This window comes from Vibrio sp. CUB2 (assembly GCF_001557945.1).
GTDB classification, from domain to species: domain Bacteria; phylum Pseudomonadota; class Gammaproteobacteria; order Enterobacterales; family Vibrionaceae; genus Vibrio; species Vibrio owensii.
This window is the reverse complement of record NZ_LNRB01000008.1, coordinates 279,607-298,632: the sequence shown is the minus strand read 5'-3', so window position 1 is coordinate 298,632 and position 19,026 is coordinate 279,607. Positions and strand designations below refer to the sequence as shown.

18 protein-coding genes are annotated in these 19,026 nt (G+C 47.3%); 7 read left to right on the top strand and 11 right to left on the bottom strand.

Annotation, left to right across the window (positions count from 1 at the left end):
* Positions 1-205: 205 nt before the first annotated feature.
* On the bottom strand, positions 206-1,012 hold the full coding sequence (locus tag ATB78_RS15370; RefSeq protein WP_061009115.1) for an arylamine N-acetyltransferase: 807 nt from the start codon (positions 1,010-1,012) through the stop codon (positions 206-208).
* Positions 1,013-1,326: 314 nt separating this feature from the next.
* Here ATB78_RS15370 and ATB78_RS15365 point away from each other — a divergent pair, with 314 nt between their 5' ends.
* The 3 genes from ATB78_RS15365 to ATB78_RS15355 all read left to right on the top strand — a co-directional run bounded on the left by ATB78_RS15365 (position 1,327) and on the right by ATB78_RS15355 (position 4,865).
* Positions 1,327-2,475, top strand: a complete 1,149-nt coding sequence (locus ATB78_RS15365) for an S-(hydroxymethyl)glutathione dehydrogenase/class III alcohol dehydrogenase (RefSeq protein WP_061009114.1) — start codon at positions 1,327-1,329, stop codon at positions 2,473-2,475.
* 155 nt (positions 2,476-2,630) lie between these two features.
* The gene (fghA, locus tag ATB78_RS15360) at positions 2,631-3,470 is read left to right on the top strand and encodes an S-formylglutathione hydrolase (protein ID WP_020195097.1); all 840 of its coding nucleotides are present in this window, start codon (positions 2,631-2,633) and stop codon (positions 3,468-3,470) included.
* A 204-nt stretch (positions 3,471-3,674) separates the two neighbouring features.
* On the top strand, positions 3,675-4,865 hold the full coding sequence (locus tag ATB78_RS15355; protein ID WP_061009113.1) for a BamA/TamA family outer membrane protein: 1,191 nt from the start codon (positions 3,675-3,677) through the stop codon (positions 4,863-4,865).
* 49 nt (positions 4,866-4,914) lie between these two features.
* On the opposite strand, the gene ATB78_RS15350 is transcribed toward ATB78_RS15355, so the two are convergent.
* Complete coding sequence (locus tag ATB78_RS15350; RefSeq protein WP_005434803.1) at positions 4,915-5,286, bottom strand: DUF805 domain-containing protein; 372 nt, start codon at positions 5,284-5,286, stop codon at positions 4,915-4,917.
* A gap of 281 nt (positions 5,287-5,567) precedes the next feature.
* Here ATB78_RS15350 and ATB78_RS15345 point away from each other — a divergent pair, with 281 nt between their 5' ends.
* From ATB78_RS15345 to ATB78_RS15335, 3 genes are read left to right on the top strand one after another with little or no spacing between them, the layout of a single operon-like run.
* Positions 5,568-6,032: an oxidoreductase gene (locus tag ATB78_RS15345; RefSeq protein ID WP_061009112.1), complete on the top strand. Its 465-nt coding sequence runs from the start codon at positions 5,568-5,570 to the stop codon at positions 6,030-6,032.
* The gene (locus tag ATB78_RS15340) at positions 6,032-7,123 is read left to right on the top strand and encodes a GGDEF domain-containing protein (RefSeq protein WP_061009111.1); all 1,092 of its coding nucleotides are present in this window, start codon (positions 6,032-6,034) and stop codon (positions 7,121-7,123) included. Before ATB78_RS15345 ends, ATB78_RS15340 begins: the two co-directional genes overlap by 1 nt.
* Positions 7,124-7,133: 10 nt before the next feature.
* On the top strand, positions 7,134-7,538 hold the full coding sequence (locus ATB78_RS15335; protein WP_061009110.1) for a hypothetical protein: 405 nt from the start codon (positions 7,134-7,136) through the stop codon (positions 7,536-7,538).
* Between the two features lie 119 nt (positions 7,539-7,657).
* Here the strand turns inward: ATB78_RS15335 and ATB78_RS15330 are convergent, their stop codons facing one another.
* From ATB78_RS15330 to yidD, 3 genes are all read right to left on the bottom strand, one after another.
* Complete coding sequence (locus ATB78_RS15330; protein WP_020195092.1) at positions 7,658-8,455, bottom strand: Cof-type HAD-IIB family hydrolase; 798 nt, start codon at positions 8,453-8,455, stop codon at positions 7,658-7,660.
* A 150-nt stretch (positions 8,456-8,605) separates the two neighbouring features.
* Complete coding sequence (locus ATB78_RS15325; RefSeq protein ID WP_061009129.1) at positions 8,606-9,580, bottom strand: DUF3137 domain-containing protein; 975 nt, start codon at positions 9,578-9,580, stop codon at positions 8,606-8,608.
* Between the two features lie 31 nt (positions 9,581-9,611).
* The gene (gene yidD / locus ATB78_RS28500; protein ID WP_081096605.1) at positions 9,612-9,962 is read right to left on the bottom strand and encodes a membrane protein insertion efficiency factor YidD; all 351 of its coding nucleotides are present in this window, start codon (positions 9,960-9,962) and stop codon (positions 9,612-9,614) included.
* Positions 9,963-10,208: 246 nt separating this feature from the next.
* Between yidD and ATB78_RS15320 the strand changes: the two genes are divergently transcribed.
* Positions 10,209-11,888 carry an RluA family pseudouridine synthase gene (locus tag ATB78_RS15320; protein ID WP_061009109.1) on the top strand — a complete coding sequence of 560 codons (1,680 nt, stop codon included), beginning with the start codon at positions 10,209-10,211 and terminating at the stop codon, positions 11,886-11,888.
* 84 nt (positions 11,889-11,972) lie between these two features.
* Here ATB78_RS15320 and ATB78_RS15315 read toward each other — a convergent pair whose 3' ends face one another.
* From ATB78_RS15315 to ATB78_RS15290, 6 genes are all read right to left on the bottom strand, one after another.
* Positions 11,973-13,313 (bottom strand): MATE family efflux transporter, encoded by a 1,341-nt coding sequence (locus tag ATB78_RS15315; protein WP_005434790.1) that lies wholly within the window; start codon positions 13,311-13,313, stop codon positions 11,973-11,975.
* 210 nt (positions 13,314-13,523) lie between these two features.
* A complete protein-coding gene (locus tag ATB78_RS15310) occupies positions 13,524-14,546 on the bottom strand; it encodes a substrate-binding domain-containing protein (protein WP_061009108.1) in 1,023 nt (340 codons plus the stop codon).
* A gap of 134 nt (positions 14,547-14,680) precedes the next feature.
* Positions 14,681-15,775, bottom strand: coding sequence for a sn-glycerol-3-phosphate ABC transporter ATP-binding protein UgpC (gene ugpC, locus ATB78_RS15305; RefSeq protein ID WP_061009107.1), 1,095 nt, complete (start codon positions 15,773-15,775; stop codon positions 14,681-14,683).
* Complete coding sequence (locus tag ATB78_RS15300) at positions 15,775-17,124, bottom strand: GH1 family beta-glucosidase (RefSeq protein WP_061009106.1); 1,350 nt, start codon at positions 17,122-17,124, stop codon at positions 15,775-15,777. The genes ugpC and ATB78_RS15300 overlap by 1 nt, the downstream gene beginning before the upstream one ends.
* Before the next feature lie 23 nt (positions 17,125-17,147).
* Positions 17,148-18,032, bottom strand: a complete 885-nt coding sequence (locus ATB78_RS15295; protein WP_005434781.1) for a carbohydrate ABC transporter permease — start codon at positions 18,030-18,032, stop codon at positions 17,148-17,150.
* Position 18,033: 1 nt separating this feature from the next.
* Positions 18,034-19,023: a sugar ABC transporter permease gene (locus ATB78_RS15290; protein WP_020195084.1), complete on the bottom strand. Its 990-nt coding sequence runs from the start codon at positions 19,021-19,023 to the stop codon at positions 18,034-18,036.
* Between the last annotated feature and the right edge of the window lie 3 nt (positions 19,024-19,026).

Genomic DNA, 19,026 nt, shown 5'->3' with positions numbered 1-19,026 from the left:
GGGCGAGGAGCTTAGGTAGAAAAAATGACAATTAGGTTGCGACTTTCTTACAACTTATCGCAAGCCGTTCTGATCTGTGACCTTCGTTCACACTCTTTTGAATCAATAACTTAAACCAATAAGCAGTTTGGAGTAGACCAAATCAAACCCATTGATGCTCACTATATTTCTCACCGAGCATCAATGGTTAAGTCATTCAGAATGGTTATAGCTGAGGCAGTGGTTTCAGGTCTTGATACTCGGCATTCAGCTCAATACCAAAGTGCTCTTTCAGTGCTGATAGGTAGCTTTGCCCTTCTGCCAGTTCTTGTTCAACCACTTCATTATTCAAACGGAGCTTTAACGTGTGGTTCGCCAACGTGATGATTCCAAACTCGGTCGCTAGCGCGGCAACACGACTGGACGTAAAGCGCGAATGAGGTGCCGTGGACGCATAGTGGTTTCCACACACAATGTCACCATCAAACACATGTTCAAAGTCCAAGCTGTACATATCAATCCACTGGTTTGCATCATCATAAGACTGAATTTGTAGCATGTAGCCAACACGCTCATCTTCAACAAAGCGGAATGTTTGCAGATCGGTATGAATAGGCTGATTGATTACAAAAGGCAGCGGTGCGCGTGGCGTTTTTGAGCCAAAGCCTGCATCGACAATCCACTTTTCATCCCCAAACGTCACCAACGTGAACTGATGTGTTCTGCCTGAAGGAGTGCCAGATAAGTGTACGCGGCCTAACAGTGGTCTTGCTTCAAAGCCAACCTGTTTGAGCACTCTTAGCAGCAGACCGTTCAATTCAAAACAGTAGCCACCGCGCTCGTGGTAAACCAGCTTGTCGATGATGTCTTGTTCAGACGTCGAAATGCCTTTACCCAATGCGATATCAAAGTTCTCAAATGGCAAACGGCGATGCTGCGCATTATGCAATACAAAGAGCGTATCCACGCTGACGTCCAATTGCTGCGTTACGCCAATCTTGTTTAAGTAAGCCTGTAAATCTGTGTTGTTCATTCTGATCCTAAATCGATGTTTCTTCGCAATGGCCGACACAATAAAACCTCAACCACGCTTGAGGTCAAACCCCAAAACGAATTTTCTCGTCCTTACTTTGTTTTTCTCCAACTTACCCTGTTTCACTCGCATAAATCATTGCACCTTTTTGTTGATTATTACGTATGCGTAAAAATCATTTTCAATTTAACCGGATTATCATTTTTCGTGAAACACCTAAAATGGGCACCAACAAAACGACGCAGCGCAGTGAGCAAACCTCAACTACGCTTATGACGTCACTCCATATACTGAGAATATAAAGGAAACATCCAATGTCGCTTGAAATCAAACCTGGTCAAACTCACATTAAATCAAAAGCAATGGTTGCATGGGCTGCTGGCGAGCCACTTAAAATGGAAGAAGTTGATGTACAACTTCCAAAAGCTGGCGAAGTGCTAGTACGTATCGTAGCAACTGGTGTTTGTCACACTGACGCATTCACACTATCAGGTGACGATCCAGAAGGTATCTTCCCTTCAATCCTTGGTCACGAAGGTGGCGGTATCGTTGAAATGGTTGGCGAAGGCGTAACAAGCGTTGAAGTTGGCGACCACGTTATCCCACTTTACACAGCTGAATGTGGTGAGTGTAAGTTCTGTAAATCTGGCAAAACTAACCTATGTCAGGCAGTTCGTGAGACTCAAGGTAAAGGTCTAATGCCAGATGGCACAAGCCGTTTCTCTATCAACGGTGAGACTATTTTCCACTACATGGGTTGTTCTACTTTCTCTGAGTACACGGTTCTTCCAGAAATCTCACTAGCGAAAGTAAACAAAGAAGCACCACTTGAAGAAGTTTGTCTTCTAGGTTGTGGCGTAACCACTGGTATGGGTGCGGTACTAAACACAGCTAAAGTTGAAAAAGGCGACACAGTTGCTGTATTCGGTCTAGGCGGTATCGGTCTTTCTGCAATCATCGGTGCTCGTATGGCTGGTGCAAGCCGCATCATCGGTGTAGACATCAACGAAAGCAAATTCGACCTAGCGAAACAACTTGGTGCTACTGACGTAATCAACCCAATGAAATTCGACAAGCCAATTCAAGAAGTGATTGTTGAAATGACTGACGGTGGTGTTGACTACTCATTCGAATGTATCGGTAACGTAAACGTGATGCGTCAAGCACTTGAGTGTTGTCACAAAGGTTGGGGTGAGTCAGTAATCATTGGTGTTGCTGGTGCAGGTCAAGAGATCTCAACTCGTCCATTCCAACTAGTAACTGGTCGCGTATGGCGTGGTTCTGCTTTCGGTGGTGTTAAAGGCCGCTCTGAGCTTCCAGAAATCGTGAACCGTTACATGGCTGGTGAGTTCGGTCTACAAGAATTCATCACGCACACTATGGGTCTGCAAGACGTGAACGAAGCGTTCGAATTGATGCACAAAGGTGAATCTATCCGTACCGTTCTTCACATGGATAAGTAATCCAAGATAGCAGATCACGGAATGTGACTGATATTTGAAAATTTGAAATAGGCGCTCTTCTCACTGGATACGTTCTCCTTTGAGAAGAGAGCCATCCGCTGTCTTTAACGGTCTTGTCCGCCGTTAAAAATCATTGTTTTATCGAGAGATTATTCATGACCATTGAAAGCCTAAGCCAAGCCAAAGTATTCGGTGGTTGGCATAAACAGTACACACACGAATCTCGCGCTTTGAACTGCAACATGCGCTTCGCGATCTTCTTGCCACCAAACGCAACCAAATCAAACCCAGTGCCTGTGGTTTACTGGTTGTCTGGCTTGACGTGTACCGATGAGAACTTCATGCAGAAAGCAGGCGCGTTTCGCATGGCGGCTGAGTTAGGTATCGCCATTGTGGCACCGGATACTAGCCCACGTGGTGACGACGTTGCAGACGACGAGAACTACGATTTGGGTAAAGGTGCGGGTTTCTACCTAAACGCTACTCAAGAGCCATGGTCGCGTCACTACCACATGTACGATTACATCACCCAAGAACTGCCAGCGATCATCGAAAGTAACTTCCCAGTCTCTGACGTGAAGTCGATTTCGGGTCACAGCATGGGTGGTCACGGTGCGATCACCATTGGTCTGAAAAATTCAGATCAGTACCGTTCAATTTCAGCATTCAGCCCAATCAGTAACCCAATGCAATGCCCTTGGGGCCAAAAAGCGTTTACCGCTTACCTAGGCACTGATATCGAAAGCTGGAAACAGTACGACGCGAGCGAGTTACTTAAGCAAGCAAAATCACCATTACCTATCCTAGTCGACCAAGGTGATGCTGATAACTTCCTTGCTGAGCAATTGAAGCCTGATGCGTTACTGGCGGCAGCAAAAGCCCACGATTCACAAGTTGAACTGCGCATGCAGCCGGGTTACGACCACAGCTACTTCTTTATCTCTAGCTTTATCGCTGATCACTTAAACTTCCACGCAAAGTACCTGTTTGCTTAACACCTGAATTAGGCTCGTTAAGTCAACGAGTGAGCACAGGAAACCAAACGGTTTAATAATCCTCTCTATACAAAGCCACCTATTTATTGGGTGGCTTTTTGTGTTTTAAAAACACTCACTTTCCCTTTACACAAGTCCCATTGCAATTTGTCGAAATGACGTCTAACTTGTAATTGAACATCATTCAATTAACGCTAGCACTTTATGAAAAAACCAACGTCAGTCCTGCTAACCTCGACTTATTTCGGGTTGTTAGCGACCTCTCCTATTGCCGAGGCGATAAGCTTTTTTGATCCCATCGATGGGCAATTGGATATGGGTGAATACCTTGCTGAAAACGCCTATGGTTTTCTGCCCGTCCCGATTGTGATTACCGAACCTGCTGTCGGCTATGGTTTGGGGTTCACTGGCGTGTTTTTGCATGAATCCGATGAGCAGCGGGAGAAAAGGCGCAAACTGGCGGAAACATCACTCGATGGTGGCGCGCAGCTATTAACGCCTGCGATCACCGCAGTGGGCGGCTTCGCGACCGAGAATGGTACTTGGATGGGGTTTGCTGGCCATCGCCGAACTTGGGCACAAGACACGGTGCGTTACCTTGGTGGCATCGGTTATGGCGACTTCAACATGACCTTCTACCCGCAGTCCACATTGCCGGGGCTAGACGGCGTATTCAATGGACAAGGGTTAGATTTCGAGATTACTGGCGGCGGCATGCTCAACCATCTTCAATACCGCATTATTGATGCCCCGTTGTTTATCGGTGTGAAGCAGCTCTATTTCGTTACCGATCAGAAAATCACTAACTCCCCTGTTGCCGATAAGCTGCTGCAAACCTTGACCAATACCTCTCCAACCACTTCTGGATTGGGCTTAACACTGGAATGGGACAGCCGAAATAATTTCTTTAGTCCAACGCAAGGCTATAACTACAAAGCCGAATTTCTTTGGTACAACGATGCGTTTGGCAGTGATTACGAATACGAACAACTGGACGTAGAGGGCATCAATTATTGGGAATTAGCCGATGATTGGTCGTTGGCTCTGCGCGGACAATACAAGTCGCTTTATACTGACGAGCGCTTTTTACCGCCTGCGTCCTACCCAGATATCGAGCTGCGTGGTGTGGCAAGAAACCGATACCAGGGGGATGAAACACTCTCGGTGGAATCTCAATTGACTTACCAATGGAACACTCGTTGGTCGACCAACCTCTTCGGTGGCTTTGGTTACGCTTCAACAGAAGAATCGCTATTTGAAATCGATGCCGAATACGCTTACGGCGTGGGCTTTCGTTACCTCATCGCCCGTCGTTATGGCTTGCAAGCAGGTATGGACTTCGCTTTCAGTGATGAGGACAACGCGGTCTATTTCCAAGTGGGTTCAGGCATCTAAACCCACTTGCCTCTCGCCATCACAGCTGACAGCATCACGGTTGTCATCATCACGATTGATATTTAGGGTTCGCGCCGTATTGGTTCGAACCTTCTTCACTGTCTTGAATCAAGAAGTACAGCAGCACCAAAATACCAATGATTGGGACGAAGGCGATCAATGCCCACCAACCGGTTCGTCCTGAATCGTGCAAACGACGCACAGTGACGGCAATCGACGGGATCATGATAAACAGCGCATATATCACACCGAAGAAGCCAAAATTCTCCATTTGCATCACGCTGCCAATGACTCGGTCAATGATGCCCATCACCAAATTGATCAGCACATTGACTAACGTAAAGTACCAATACTCTTGGCGTCTCGCTCTGCCACTAAAGTTGGTGTAATTGAGGATAACTTTATAGTACCAATCAAACATATCGACTCTCCTAATGAGATGAAAGTGTCGCGAAAGTTAGACAACGTGAAGCAAACTGCACACAAAATAAGCTAAATGATATATTCATCCAATAGTTGTATTTTTAACTCTGTCATTAACCTTGACGTATATTCAACCAACGGTTACTTTTCACCCATAACGTATTATATAAATCCATCAAGTTGGCTCTATTATTAATAAATATATAACCGAAATTTCAGCGGATCGGTTCGTGAAAGCGATCCAACCGGAATGAGGGCAATAAATTCAAAGGGCACAAGATGAGAAAAACAATGGCGCTCGCTTTGCTTTTGTTTGCACCGACACTTTTTGCAAACACGATACAGTTTAGCAGTCCTGAAAATTCCAATGTCGTTGTGGCACTAAAAGACCTCGAGTCACTGCCGCAAACTACCTACATCACTGAACTACCTTGGCTAGAAACCCCTGCCGAGTTTGACGGCGTTAAACTGAGTACACTGCTGCAACATACGTTTGGCAACATTCCTCAGCATGTCGAAGTTCGTGCGCTCAACGACTACCACTCTGACCTATCTCGCGAAGACATTCTTCGTTATCAGCCGATCGTGGCATACAAACAAAACCATAATTACATCAAAATCAGAAACAAAGGTCCGTACTGGCTGATTTACTCAGTGAGTGAACACCCAGAGCTTGATAACGCGCAATACCACTCTCAAATGGTATGGCAAATCAACAGGATAAGTGCGAAAGAAGATCAATAATGAAGGCGAAACCCAAAACCCCGAAGCAGGGGCCCTTTTCAACCAAGAGTAAGTTGATGTTGCTCGTGTTTGCATCGACACTACTGCTCGCAAACATCGTTTTACTAAAAGAAACCCGCGCGCTGACCAAAACCTACTCCGACCAACAAAACCAAGCGACTTGGTTCTTGTTCCATTTGTCCAAAGAGCTGTCCGAATTGGTGGGTGAAGCTCGTCGTTTGAACGAAAGCGTAATGAACATCGACGGCACCGAGTTGCAATATGAACTGGCATGGAGTCGTTTTGATCTGTTGATCAACAACAAAGAAGCGGATTCATTCCTATCTCGTGAAGAAGTGCGGGTGTACTTCGTATCCTTGTTCGACAAGTTCCAACAACTCGAACCAATCTTAGTTGAAGCCAAAACCGGTAGCAGCATTGCCGCCGCCCAGTTTTATCGCGCCACTCAGAACTTGTATATGGAGATGATAGATTACGTCACTCAGAACTTCCGAGTCGCGAGCCCACTCTACAGACAACAACAAGAACGTGCTTACAACTTGCTCCAAGCGCAGTACATCTTGTTGGGCATTTTTGTTCTCACCGTCGCGTTGATGACTTACTTCTATAAACGCGAGTCTAAGTTCCACAAAGAACTGGCCTTGAGCGACCCACTGACAAATCTTGCCAACCGCAGCGCACTGTTCATCGATTTACATCGCAGAGAGGAAACCGATACCCCATTCTCGCTGCTCCTGCTCGATCTGAACGGCTTTAAGAACATTAATGACACCTTGGGGCACCAAGCGGGTGATATCGCCTTAATCGAGGTTGCAGAGCGTCTGAGCAACATGGCGATGGATGACTTTAGTGTGTATCGCATGGGCGGTGATGAGTTTGCCGTACTCATCAATGCCACTGAGCAAAGCAAGATCGCCGAAGCGACGCACCACATCAACGTGGTGTTTGAAAAACCGATTCTTGCTTCTGATAAAGCAAGCTCTTTGTCCACCAGCTTAGGGGTGGCAAGCTATCCGCAAGACGCCGACAACATTGACTTCCTGATCAATTTAGCGGATAAGCGCATGTACAAAATGAAATTCCAACGTTAAACGGATAACCATGATGAAAAACTTCATGCGAGCAGTGCTGTTACTGCTAGTGATCGCGATAGGTGTACTGGCTTGGGTGTTTATCCCATCTCACGAGACGGTGGGTGCACAAACTCTCGAAGAAGCGCTCAACGACAACTACACACTGGTTGGCCATCGCATCCATTCGACAGACCCAGATGCCGGCAATATGTTTGGTTACTTCGTGGTGTACAAAGGCGCAAGCAAGGATGATTTGGAGCCGTTTTTGGTGACTTCTGATCAGTTTATTCGCATGGAGCAAACCGGTGATAACACGCTAGCCCTCACTGTGAATGGTCGCATCTATCGCTACCATAACGACCTGTGGGTAGAAAGCCCTGATGGCAAGTTGCAACATTGGTTTGTCAGCGCGACAGCGAAATACGTTCGCTAACTAAGTAGACGCATATATGACTTCAGATACTTAGCTGCAGATACTTAACTTGAGATAAATAAAAGCCCCGCTCATTACGTAGCGAGGCTTTTTTATATTCGAGTTTGGTGAGGCAGAGATTAAAGCACTTTCTCTTTAATCACTTTCATTACGCCAGAGTCACGATTGCTTGGTGCTGAGAAGCGTGCGATTTTCTTCACCGCTTCGTGCGCGTTTTCCATCGCGTAAGAGTGCTCGCTCACTTGTAGCATTTCTAGATCATTCAGGTAATCACCAAAGGTCATGGTTTCTTCCGGACCAAAGCCCATGGTTTCTTGAAGGTGTTTGATCGCTGCGCCTTTAGACGCTTCTGCGTTCATCACGTCTAGCCAAATCTTCGCGCTCACCACAACTTGATGGCTGTGACCAAACTTCGCACTCATGGTTGGGAAAACCAACTCTTCAGAACCACCAAAGTGACAGATCGCAACCTTGATAAACTCATCGTCGACGGCCAGTAGATCTGGCACGTATTCACAGCGATGGTAGTACTTCTGGAACTCTTCCAACGCTTTAGGATCTTTAGTTTCAATGTAAGCAGAACGCTTACCACACAGCACCAGGTGCGTGCCTTCAACTTCACGAGCCGCTTGGATGATCGCATCAATTTCTGTTTTTGGAATGGTGCAACTGTATAGCTCTTTATCTTGGTACATCACCAAGGTGCCGTTTTCCGCTACATAAATCATGCGGTCTTGGATCGGTGCAAACGTATCACGCAGGCTGTAGTACTGACGACCAGATGCCGCCGAGAACAGAATGCCCTTCTCTTCAAGCTGTAAAAACAGGTCAAAGAACTCAGGGTCTAGACGACCATATTGGTCAAGCAAAGTGCCATCCATATCGGTGGCAATAAATTTGATGCTAGCTTGTGACATGACTTTAACTCAAAAGTGAAGCAGCACAGGTCACTCTGTGAATGAAAACAGGCTGCAAAAAAGAATCACGCTAAGGTACAGGATCTTGGATGAATCTCAAGCTGAAATAATAGTGCATCAATTGAGTTTCAGCTTGAGATATTAATGGGATTAAGCGGTAGCTGAGGTGCTCTGCTCTGTCATGGGCTGAGCCATTGGCTTAGTAAGCCCCAAACTGTGAATGGTGCCAATCAGAAAATCGAGTTCGCGATAAATCTCAGCAACGGCTTCAAACTCCCCCGCTGGCTCGTCCAATTTTGGCTCAAACAGTTCTTTCCAATGCGAAATGGCGATATAGAGCTTTCCGTTCACTTGAGAAAGCGACAAGCTAGAGAACTCACTCTCACGACGAAAAGTCAGCACACGCTCGATCAATTCATCCGTCAGCAGTTGCTTTGCTGTGTCTAAATCGTCGCTGTACACCTCATACTGTTGGTCAAACTCTGAGTGACCCATTCGTACTCGTTTACCTATCTGAATCTTGAAGAAACTGTCCCACAGCTTTTCACGAAGCGTTGGCCCGTCATCACGGTCACTCAAAACAAAGGTGCAAATGTCTTCATTCATCGGAACGTCGATTTCGCAAAACAGCCCAGCAAAAAATACGTGATGCTTACTCGAGCTGTCACTTCCTGAACTGATGAGCTTAGACGCTTCTATCTCAGACATCACCACCTTCGCTTCACCAATGGTGCCTGAAATGAAGTCATCACTCTCGAAACCATCACAACGATCTAAATACAAGCCGCTACGCTCGAAGGTCTCTTTGGGTAGCTTACGATTTGGGTCCCAAGTGAGTGAAGGCTCAATGTGCGCTAACAAGCTTTGCATGATGTGCTGCTTGTAGGTGGTGCGAAACTGATTGTGCTTTTGATTGAAGTACGCCCAACCACCGAGCATCAATGCCAAAAGAACAAACACCGTGGCAGAGGTGGCGAGGTCAAACACGACAGTGCCAAAGAACCCCAGCACCGTAAAACCGAGAAACTTGCGTCGACGCAGCGCTTCTAAACGCAAAGCTTCAAGAGGTTCGAGTTTGTGCCTTAAGTCATTTTCAAACAGTGTTTTGAGTTGATCGGTCGTCATCGCTTCCCTTTTATTTTTCGAGTTGAGTCCATTACCAACAATGGCAAGATGAATCGCTGCTACCGCTACAAGCGTCACTCGGAACGCAATCCAAAGAGCTGCATCCCATGTCCGTTACACAAGATGAGTCGTTGTTCTTACGCCTTTTTCGGTTACGGGAAGAATCCCCATTTTGCAGACGTTGATGCGCATGTCGACAGCGTTCGAATTGGTTTTGAACGCTGCTATAGCTAGAGATCACTCCCTTGCGTTGAATAATTTTGCTGATGGCAGCAGAACAAGAATCCGTGCCGTAATACACCGCATGAGCGCAACGGAATCCTTTATATGGAGATAAATAGCGCTGATAAAATCGTATCAATGCCAACACCAGTTTAGACATGCTTTTCCTTTTGCATCCAATAAGTCATTCGAGAACTACGCCCTCAGTTATCAATCAAAACAGTACATCACTCAAATTAATCATTTCAAACGCAATCCTAATTTCTGCGCTCTAAGCGATAAAAATCATTGAGATAGGGAGCGATGGCAAGCCGACACAGCTAGCCTAGAAGCGCCTTCGAATAGCAATCACAGCCAAAACAGGTACAATCCGTGCTCGATTTTTATTTCGCGCGGACTCACTCTCATGCACTCGCCTGAACAATGCTTTACTCGATTTACTGCGGATATTTCTGGCTACGACTTGCCAGCGCAGTTTACGTTTCCGTTCTACTACACGCCTCACCCATTGTGTGTGTTGGCTGCCGAGCAATTGCAGCAGCACCTAATGACACAAACTGATTTCGAACACGATTTCGGTCTTGAGGATGAGCAAAACGGACGCGGTAAAATGTTCGGTGTTTTGCTAGTACGTAACCCGCAAGGTGAGCTTGGCTACTTCAGTGCTTTCTCTGGCAAGATTGCCGATCAAAACTTGCTTCCGGGTTTTGTTCCACCCGTATTCGACATGCTGACAGAAGAAGGTTTCTTCCGAGGTGAGACAGATGCCATCAATGCTGCGAACGCGGAATACAAAGCCTTTGCTGCCAACCCAGAACTGGCACAACTAAAAGCAGAAATCAAAGCAGACCGTGAAGCGTACCAGCAAGAAGAAAATGCCCATCGCCAAGTGATGATTACCGGTCGTGCCGAACGCAAACAACAGCGCAAACAAGGCGAACAAACACTGAATCCAGAAGAATTGAAAACACTACTGGATGATTTGGGTAAACAGAGTGTGGCTGAGAAAAATGTCCTCAAGTACCTCAAACAAGCTTGGGACGAAAAGCTGGCAATCAAAGAAGCACGCTTAACCGAGTTAGAGCAAAAACTGGCGGAACTTAAAGAGCAACGCAAAGACTTGTCTAATGCTCTGCAGCACAAACTGCATAAGCAATACCGCTTCTTGGACAACCTCAGCGCCGAGCGCGATTTGGTGGATATTTTTGCTCCTACCACCAATCCAGTACCACCAGCAGGTGCAGGTGAATGTGCAGCGCCAAAACTGCTTCAGTTCGCATACAAATATGGTTATCAGCCACTTGCCTTGGCGGAGTTTTGGTGGGGCGTATCGCCGAAATCTGAAGTACGTCAGCACAAGAAGTTCTACCCATCTTGCAACAGCAAATGTCAGCCGATTTTGGGGCACATGCTGCAAGGCTTGGATGTGGAGCCAAACCCATTAGCAGAGAACTGGGCGGAAGATAAAGAGCTGGAGATTCTCTTCCAAGACGAAGCCATGGTGATCGTCAACAAGCCTTCGGGCCTGCTTTCCGTTCCGGGCAAAACCATCAAGGATTCAGCGTACACACGCCTGCAAGCGATGTTCCCAGATGTCGAAGGGCCGTTCGTGATTCACCGCTTAGATATGGCGACGTCGGGAATTCTCGTATTTGCCTTAACCAAACGCGCCAACAAGAGCCTGCAAAAGCAGTTCATCACTCGCGGCGTACAGAAGCGCTACATGGCACTGCTAGAAGGTGTATTAACCGAGCCTGAAGGTGAAATCTCGCTACCGATGCGTGGCGACCCAGATGACCGTCCACGTCAACTAGTGTGCTTTGAACACGGTAAGCCTGCTGAAACTTACTGGCAGCTGATTGAAGTAAAAGACGGACGCAGCAAGGTGTACATGTACCCGAAAACAGGACGAACCCACCAGCTCCGTGTACACAGTGCTCACCACATGGGTTTGAACATGGCGATGGTTGGCGACGGCTTGTATGGCGAGAAAGCCGACCGTCTGCATTTGCACGCGGAGATGTTGGAGTTGGACCATCCGTACAGCAAAGAGCGTATGTGTTTCCAAGCAGAGTGTGAGTTTTAAAGCGACTTATCCATGCAGAATAAATAGCAAAAAGGCACTGAATTTCAGTGCCTTTTTTACGTTTTAGAGCGAGAAAGGATAAGGTTAACTTACCTTAAACTTGGTCCACACTTGTGAGCGCCAGCGTCTTGCCATGATGATGCCGCGTACCCATTCATCCAAAGCAATCGCCATCCACGCACCAATCACGCCGTAGCCCAAGTGAATACCCAAGATGTAAGAGAACACTACACCCAAGCCCCACATGCTGAGAATACCCATCTGTACTGGGAACTTGATATCACCAGCGCCTTTCAGTGCCGAGATGAAGATCAAGTTAAACACGCGGCCAGCTTCTAACACGATAGACCCCATCACTAAGGCACCTGCCAATGCCAAGATTTCTGGCTGATCGGTAAACACGCTCAAAATCTCTTCGTGGAACAGGTAAATCAAGCACGTTGCCGCCGTTGATGCAGCAAAGCCGACCAAGAAGTAGATCTGCACGCGTTTCAGAATGCTGCTTACCCAACCTTTACCGATGTAGTAACCCGTCTGGATTTGAGCCGCCTGACCGATTGCTAGCGCAAACGCGAAAGAGAAACGGGCGATATTTTGCGCATAAGTAAACGCGGCTAGCGACGATGTACCCATTTGCACCACAAAGTAGACGATACAGATCTGCGCCATGTTGTAAGACAGCACTTCACCCGCGTTCATGCCACCGATTTTTAGGATCTTCTTGAACACGTCTTTCGGCACTTGTTTGAGCTTGGACATTGGTAATTCAATGCTGCTGCGTTTCAAAATCACGCCCAACAATAATGTACCAATGACTTGGCTCACGACTGTCGCTACAGCAACACCTTCAACGCCATACACAGGCAAACCAAACGGCTGGTACAGCGCAATGTAGTTACCGATGATGTTGAACACACCAGAGATTAGGTTCACCACCATTGGCGAGCGTGAATAACCGTGGCTACGCAGAATCGTGGTAAAGACAATACCGATAGTGACGTTGAACGTCATCGCACCGCTGATCAGCAAGTATTCACGCGCATATTGCTCAACTTGAGCCTCTAGCCCGTAATACGGCAAAAAGAACACCGCGCCAATCACGGCCAACACACTCAAGAAGGCACCTACGATCACCGACAAAGCGATACTGGCAACACCGACATCAACGGAGTCTTTCTCACGCCCTGCGCCATTGTATTGCGCGATCAAGATACCCGTGCCGCTGCTGACAAAGGTAGAAACGATGATCAGGAAAAACGTTAATTGTGTGATTACCCCAACCGCAGACACGGCTTTGTCTGAGTAACCACTCAACATGAATACGTCACTGGTTCCTAAAGCCGTCCGTAGCAAAATTTCGACAAGTATCGGCCAAGCCAATGCCACGATGGACATACGTTGGTTGATATTCTGGCTTTTAGGCATGTGTTTTGGACCTTTCCTACAACTAAAACTGCCCCACAGATAACTGTGAGGCAGTTCAAAAAATTAGATTTCTTAGAATTTGGCTATTTTGATAATTGTGCACTTAATCACCAAAATGCAGGCGCGAATTCTAGACGGAGTTTGGTCACAAATACAACAAGATTTCGTCGAGTTTCGGAAAATATTTTCTAATGGGTTTGGCGACTTATCTCAACTTGATTGACGGAACTTAGACACCGTTGATTGGCGGACAATCAGATCGATCGGCGGTAGACGCACTTCATGCCTTTCACCACTCAATAAATTGAGAATGGACTCGGCACAAATGGCTCCAACTTCTTCAATCGGCTGTCTCAGTGTGGTAAGCGCAGGCGTGAAATATTGTGAGGTCGGTAAGTCATCAAAGCCGATCACAGACACATCCTCTGGCACACGAACGTCGTGGTCATGCAGAGCCTTTATCGCCCCGTAAGCCGTTTGGTCATTGGCAGCAAACAACGCAGAGAAATGCACTTTAGATTCGAGCAATTCCACCGTTTTTTGATAGCCAGACTCACTGCTGAAATCACCTTGTTTGACTAATTTTGGCATCACCTTAATGCCTGCCTCTTGCAGAGCGTTCTTGTAACCAACAAAGCGAGCAACCGCATCTGGTTGATTCAAAAGCCCTTTGATATGAGCGATGTTCACGTGGCCTTGTTGCATCAAATGCAGTGTCGCCATGTATCCGCCCAATACATTATCTATATTTATGGATTTAACCTTATCCCCAATGACATTGTATCCAACCGCGACAACAGGAATTCGCTGGGCATATTCCAAAATCTGCTCTTCCGTCAAACTGCCCGTCACGATGATCACCCCATCCACATTACTTTTCGCTAAATACTCCAAAGCGTGTGATTCGAGTGTGCGCTGCCAGTGCCCGGTAGCAATCACCAATGAGTAACCCTGCGCATTAAGCACCTTCTCCATATCGTTCAGGATTCGACTGGTGTGTGGACTCTCAGGATGTTGAATAAGTACGCCAATGGTCATCGAACGCGTATTGGTGCCCTGACCCATTTGATAATTTGGTTTATACCCCAGTGACTTGATCGCTTTTTCTATGTTTTGGCTTTTATCATCAGAGACAAAGGTCGTGCGATTGAGGAAACGTGATACGGTGCTCGGTGACACACCCGCCAACTTGGCCACATCGTAGATGGATGCCGCTCTTTTTTTCTTTTTCATTGTAGGAATTTCCCCAGCAAGCTAATAACAAAAATATAAGTTGCAGCGGGGGACGAGACAACATTTTGATATGGGAAATGAGAGCTAGATAAGTCGCCAGTACGCAAGCGCGCACTGGCTTTCATATCGGGGATTTAGAATGTCGCGAGCGAGTTTTCACTCAGTGCATCAAATAGGTGAATCGCATCCAAATCCAAGTACAGAGTCAGCGTATCCACATCCACTTCTGCCGCTTGCGTTTCAACCATAAGCGGCTGACCTGCGATTTCTGTTTTCAGTAGGATACTCGCGCCCAATAGCTCCTTGTCTTTGATTTTGACTGGGAACGGCAACACGCGGTCGTGATCGACCTGTTCGGCACGCAGATGGATGTCGGTTGGACGAACACCAAAGTGCAATGCTAAATTCTTCGAAGCGTGTGCTTTGAAACGCTCAGGCAGAGGAATACGAACATCACCCAGTTCGACTTCCCAATTGCCCTCTTCACCAACCAGCTTTGCATCCAACATATTCATTGATGGGTTACCAATGAACTGCGCCACAAACTTGTTTGCCGGACGTTGGAACACTTCTGTCGGTGTGCCGACTTGAGCCACGTAACCGTCTTTAAGAATCACGATGCGATCCGCCAATGTCATCGCTTCAATCTGATCGTGAGTTACATAAATTGTGGTGGTTTTCAGCTCGCGATGCAGTTGCTTGATCTCTTCACGCATCACGCCACGTAGCTTGGCATCTAGGTTCGATAATGGCTCATCAAACAAGAACACCTTAGGCGTGCGAACCATGGCGCGTCCCATGGCAACACGTTGACGTTGGCCACCAGACAGCTCTTTTGGTTTGCGATCTAACAGTGCGTCCAACTCAAGCATCTTCGCCGCTTTACGCACTTCTACATCGATTTGGTCTTTTGGCATGCCTTTCAGTTTCAGTGCAAAAGCGATGTTCTCGTAAACCGTCATATGTGGGTAAAGCGCGTAGCTTTGGAACACCATGGCAAGGTCGCGGTCTTTGGCATCGATTTTGTTCATCAGCTTATCGCCAACGTAAATCTCACCGCCAGTGATGCTTTCCAAGCCCGCTAGCATGCGTAGCGTAGTCGACTTACCGCAGCCCGATGGACCAAGGAAAACCACAAACTCACCATCTTGCACTGTGAAGTCGAAGTGTTTCACGACCTCGACATCATCGTAGGATTTCTTGATGTTTTTGAATTCGACTTTTGCCATTACTGGTTCTCCTCTGCTCGATCCAGCAGCATATTACGGTAAGCAATTGCGCTCGCTTTTAAGGTGCGCTTTTGCGTTTGGTAATCCACGTGAACAATGCCAAAACGCTGCTTATAACCGTAGGCCCACTCGAAGTTATCCATTAGGCTCCAAGCGAAGTAACCATCCACATTCACACCCGCTTTAATCGCAGCATCCAACGCTACTAGGTGCTGCTGGAAGTAACGCACGCGCTGCTCATCATTCACTTCACCATCAATGCAATGGTCATCACCTGCTGCGCCGTTTTCAGTGATGTAAAGTGGTGGCAAGTTCGGGTAACGGTCGTTCAAACGCAGAAGCAAATCTGTCAGTGCTTGAGGGTGAATCTCCCAACCAATGAATGTGTGCTCTTGTTCTGGTTGAGGTACCGTTTCAATATCGCCATTTTCGTTGTAGCGCACCACACAACGGGTGTAGAAGTTAATGCCGATAAAATCCAAATCGGTCTGGATGATGTCGAGATCGCCTTCCAGAATCATTGGCATGTTGTGCGATTGGCGCTCTAAGACAAGCTGCGGATATTCCCCTTTCAATACCGGATCCATAAACCAGTGGTAACCTTCCGCATCGCTGTACTCTGCCGCACCGATGTCTGCTTCGCTGTATGGGTAAGCGGGTGTCGCGTTGAACACACAACCGTGCATCGCATTTGGTGCGTTCTTGCGCATGTGTGGAATCGCCAGACCATGTGCCAGCATCAAATGGTGCGCAGACAAGAAACCTTCACGCTCGCCCTTAAGGCCAGGAGCATGTTCACCCCAACGGTAGCCTAGATAAGCAGAGCAAAACGGTTCGTTCAATGTCGCGTATGAATCAATCTTATCACCGAAGTAAGCACTAACTACCTTCGCGTATTCCTCAAACTTGTAAGCCGTTTCTCGGTTTAGCCAACCACCTTTGTCTTCTAGGTATTGCGGTAGATCCCAGTGGTAAAGCGTAACGAAAACCTTCAAACCGCGAGCGTGACACTCATCGATGATTTGCTCGTAAAACTTCAAACCTTCTTCATTCACTTTGCCATCTTCAGGAATGATGCGCGGCCACGCCATTGATAGACGGTAAGCGCCCACACCTAAGCCTTGAATCATCTCGATGTCTTGCTTCCACAAATGGAAGTGATCACATGCCACGTCGCCATTATCTGCGTTATCAACTGCGCCTGGCTTATTGCAAAACGTGTCCCAAATCGAAGGCGTACGACCACCTAGCTGAGCACCACCCTCAATCTGATAAGAAGAGGTTGCGACACCAAATAAGAACTCTGGGCTACGTAATTTTGAATCTTGTGGTAGTTGGAATTTATTCATTGTTATAAAACCTTTTGTTTCGCTTAGCCCTTGACGGCACCAGAGGTCAAGCCGCTGATCATCTGTTTTGAGGCAAATAAGTAAGTAATCACTAACGGTAAAATGGAGATGGTGGTTCCGAGCATCACCGCTCCCCACGGCGTATTCGGAATACCTTGCACGCTTCGCAGTGCCTGCGTAATCACGTAGTTTTCTGGCGTTGTCAGTACCACAAGTGGCTGCATGAACATGTTCCAGAAGAAGACAAACTGCACGATAGCTAGGGTTGCGAGCGCAGGTTTCATCAGTGGCAATACCACGCTCCAGTAAGTTCTAAATTCACCCGCGCCATCGAGCTTCGCCGCTTCTAACAGCTCTTTCGGAATCGATGCCACTACGTGTTGACGCATCAAGAAGATGCCAAATGGTGTGGTCGTGAACGGTAACCAAACGGCAAGGTGGTTATCGAGCAAGCCGAGGAATTTCACGATCATGAAGTACGGGATCAAGCTCAGTACAGGTGGAATCATCATCGAGCCAACCAGCATGCCAAACAGCAAGTTTTTGCCCTTGAACTTGTACACCGCAAACGCATAACCGCCCATGCTACAAAACAGCAGTGAAATCGTGGTACCTAGGAAAGCAATGTAGATGGAGTTAAACATCGCCTGCCAAAACGGCATGATTTCCAGTAGCTTTGCGTAGTTCACCGCAAGGCTGTCACCAATCGCAAAGCTGATGCCTGTACCAAAGATTTCAGTACGGTCACGCGTCGATAGCAACGCAGACCAAATGAACGGGAACACGGTCATGATGGCAGACACCACCAACACAGTGCCGAGCATCACCATCAATATCTTGGTAAAGATCTCGATGCTGCGGTCGCTTGGACGCCAACGCTGCGCCGCAGGTAAGGTAGTAGTGTTCATCTTATTGCTCCCCTAGACCTTTCTTACCGAAGAAGAAGAATTGAATTGCTGTACAGCCTGCAATCAAGGTAAACAGCAGCCATGAAATCGCTGACGCTGTGCCCATCTCTAACCATTCCCAACCCACTTTGTAGAGGTACATAGAGATGGTTAAACCAGACTGACCTGTACCACCCGTACCGCGCGTTAGGACGAAAGGTTCTTCGAACAACTGCAAGTTACCGATGATGGTCATGGTGACCGCAAAGAAGATGAATGGACGAATCATTGGCAGCGAAATGCTCCAGAATCGACGCCATGCGTTTGCACCATCCATGCGTGCCGCTTCTAAGATGTCTTTAGGAATCGTCATCAAACCCGTGGTGTAAAGCACGATGTTGAAACCGGTGTATTTCCAGAACACCATGATGGCGATAGAAGGCTTCACCATGGTTGCATCATCTAACCAACGGATTGGTTGGAAATCGTTAACCCAAGAGAATGCCCAACCAAAGAGCGTGCTGTCCGCCAGAGCCATTAAGCTTTGGTTGATGATCCCTGAGTTTGGTGAGTACATGTTGAAGAAGATAAGCGACGCTGCCACCGTAGATGTGATGAACGGTAGGAAGTAAGCCGATGTTAACCAGTGGCGGAAACGGTCACCCAAAGACACCAAAATGTACGCCACAGGTAGAGCAACCAAGTGCTGCGCGACGCCCGATGTAATCGCTAGCCAAAGGGTGTTCTTCAGTGAGCGCCACAGCCACGGGTCAGTCAGCGCGATGTGGTAGTTCTCTAGCCCGACGTAATCCATCGCACCCAAGCCTTCGACTGGGTTCCACTCATGGAAAGAAAGAAAAATAGAAAACAGTAACGGGAAGATCCCGAAAACAGAAAAAATAATCAAAAACGGCAGTAGGAATCCATACGGTGTAAGCGCTTTCAAACTTAGACGAGAAAAAATGCTCTCACGCTCTGATGTTTCCATAACCTTGCTCGCTGCATGATTCATAGT

Coding starts and splice junctions, on each gene's coding strand:
- ATB78_RS15370 (WP_061009115.1), bottom strand. CDS start 1,012: ATGAACAACACAGATTTACAGGCTTACTTAAACAAGATTGGCGTAACG.
- ATB78_RS15365 (WP_061009114.1), top strand. CDS start 1,327: ATGTCGCTTGAAATCAAACCTGGTCAAACTCACATTAAATCAAAAGCA.
- fghA (WP_020195097.1), top strand. CDS start 2,631: ATGACCATTGAAAGCCTAAGCCAAGCCAAAGTATTCGGTGGTTGGCAT.
- ATB78_RS15355 (WP_061009113.1), top strand. CDS start 3,675: ATGAAAAAACCAACGTCAGTCCTGCTAACCTCGACTTATTTCGGGTTG.
- ATB78_RS15350 (WP_005434803.1), bottom strand. CDS start 5,286: ATGTTTGATTGGTACTATAAAGTTATCCTCAATTACACCAACTTTAGT.
- ATB78_RS15345 (WP_061009112.1), top strand. CDS start 5,568: ATGAGAAAAACAATGGCGCTCGCTTTGCTTTTGTTTGCACCGACACTT.
- ATB78_RS15340 (WP_061009111.1), top strand. CDS start 6,032: ATGAAGGCGAAACCCAAAACCCCGAAGCAGGGGCCCTTTTCAACCAAG.
- ATB78_RS15335 (WP_061009110.1), top strand. CDS start 7,134: ATGATGAAAAACTTCATGCGAGCAGTGCTGTTACTGCTAGTGATCGCG.
- ATB78_RS15330 (WP_020195092.1), bottom strand. CDS start 8,455: ATGTCACAAGCTAGCATCAAATTTATTGCCACCGATATGGATGGCACT.
- ATB78_RS15325 (WP_061009129.1), bottom strand. CDS start 9,580: ATGACGACCGATCAACTCAAAACACTGTTTGAAAATGACTTAAGGCAC.
- yidD (WP_081096605.1), bottom strand. CDS start 9,962: ATGTCTAAACTGGTGTTGGCATTGATACGATTTTATCAGCGCTATTTA.
- ATB78_RS15320 (WP_061009109.1), top strand. CDS start 10,209: ATGCACTCGCCTGAACAATGCTTTACTCGATTTACTGCGGATATTTCT.
- ATB78_RS15315 (WP_005434790.1), bottom strand. CDS start 13,313: ATGCCTAAAAGCCAGAATATCAACCAACGTATGTCCATCGTGGCATTG.
- ATB78_RS15310 (WP_061009108.1), bottom strand. CDS start 14,546: ATGAAAAAGAAAAAAAGAGCGGCATCCATCTACGATGTGGCCAAGTTG.
- ugpC (WP_061009107.1), bottom strand. CDS start 15,775: ATGGCAAAAGTCGAATTCAAAAACATCAAGAAATCCTACGATGATGTC.
- ATB78_RS15300 (WP_061009106.1), bottom strand. CDS start 17,124: ATGAATAAATTCCAACTACCACAAGATTCAAAATTACGTAGCCCAGAG.
- ATB78_RS15295 (WP_005434781.1), bottom strand. CDS start 18,032: ATGAACACTACTACCTTACCTGCGGCGCAGCGTTGGCGTCCAAGCGAC.
- ATB78_RS15290 (WP_020195084.1), bottom strand. CDS start 19,023: ATGAATCATGCAGCGAGCAAGGTTATGGAAACATCAGAGCGTGAGAGC.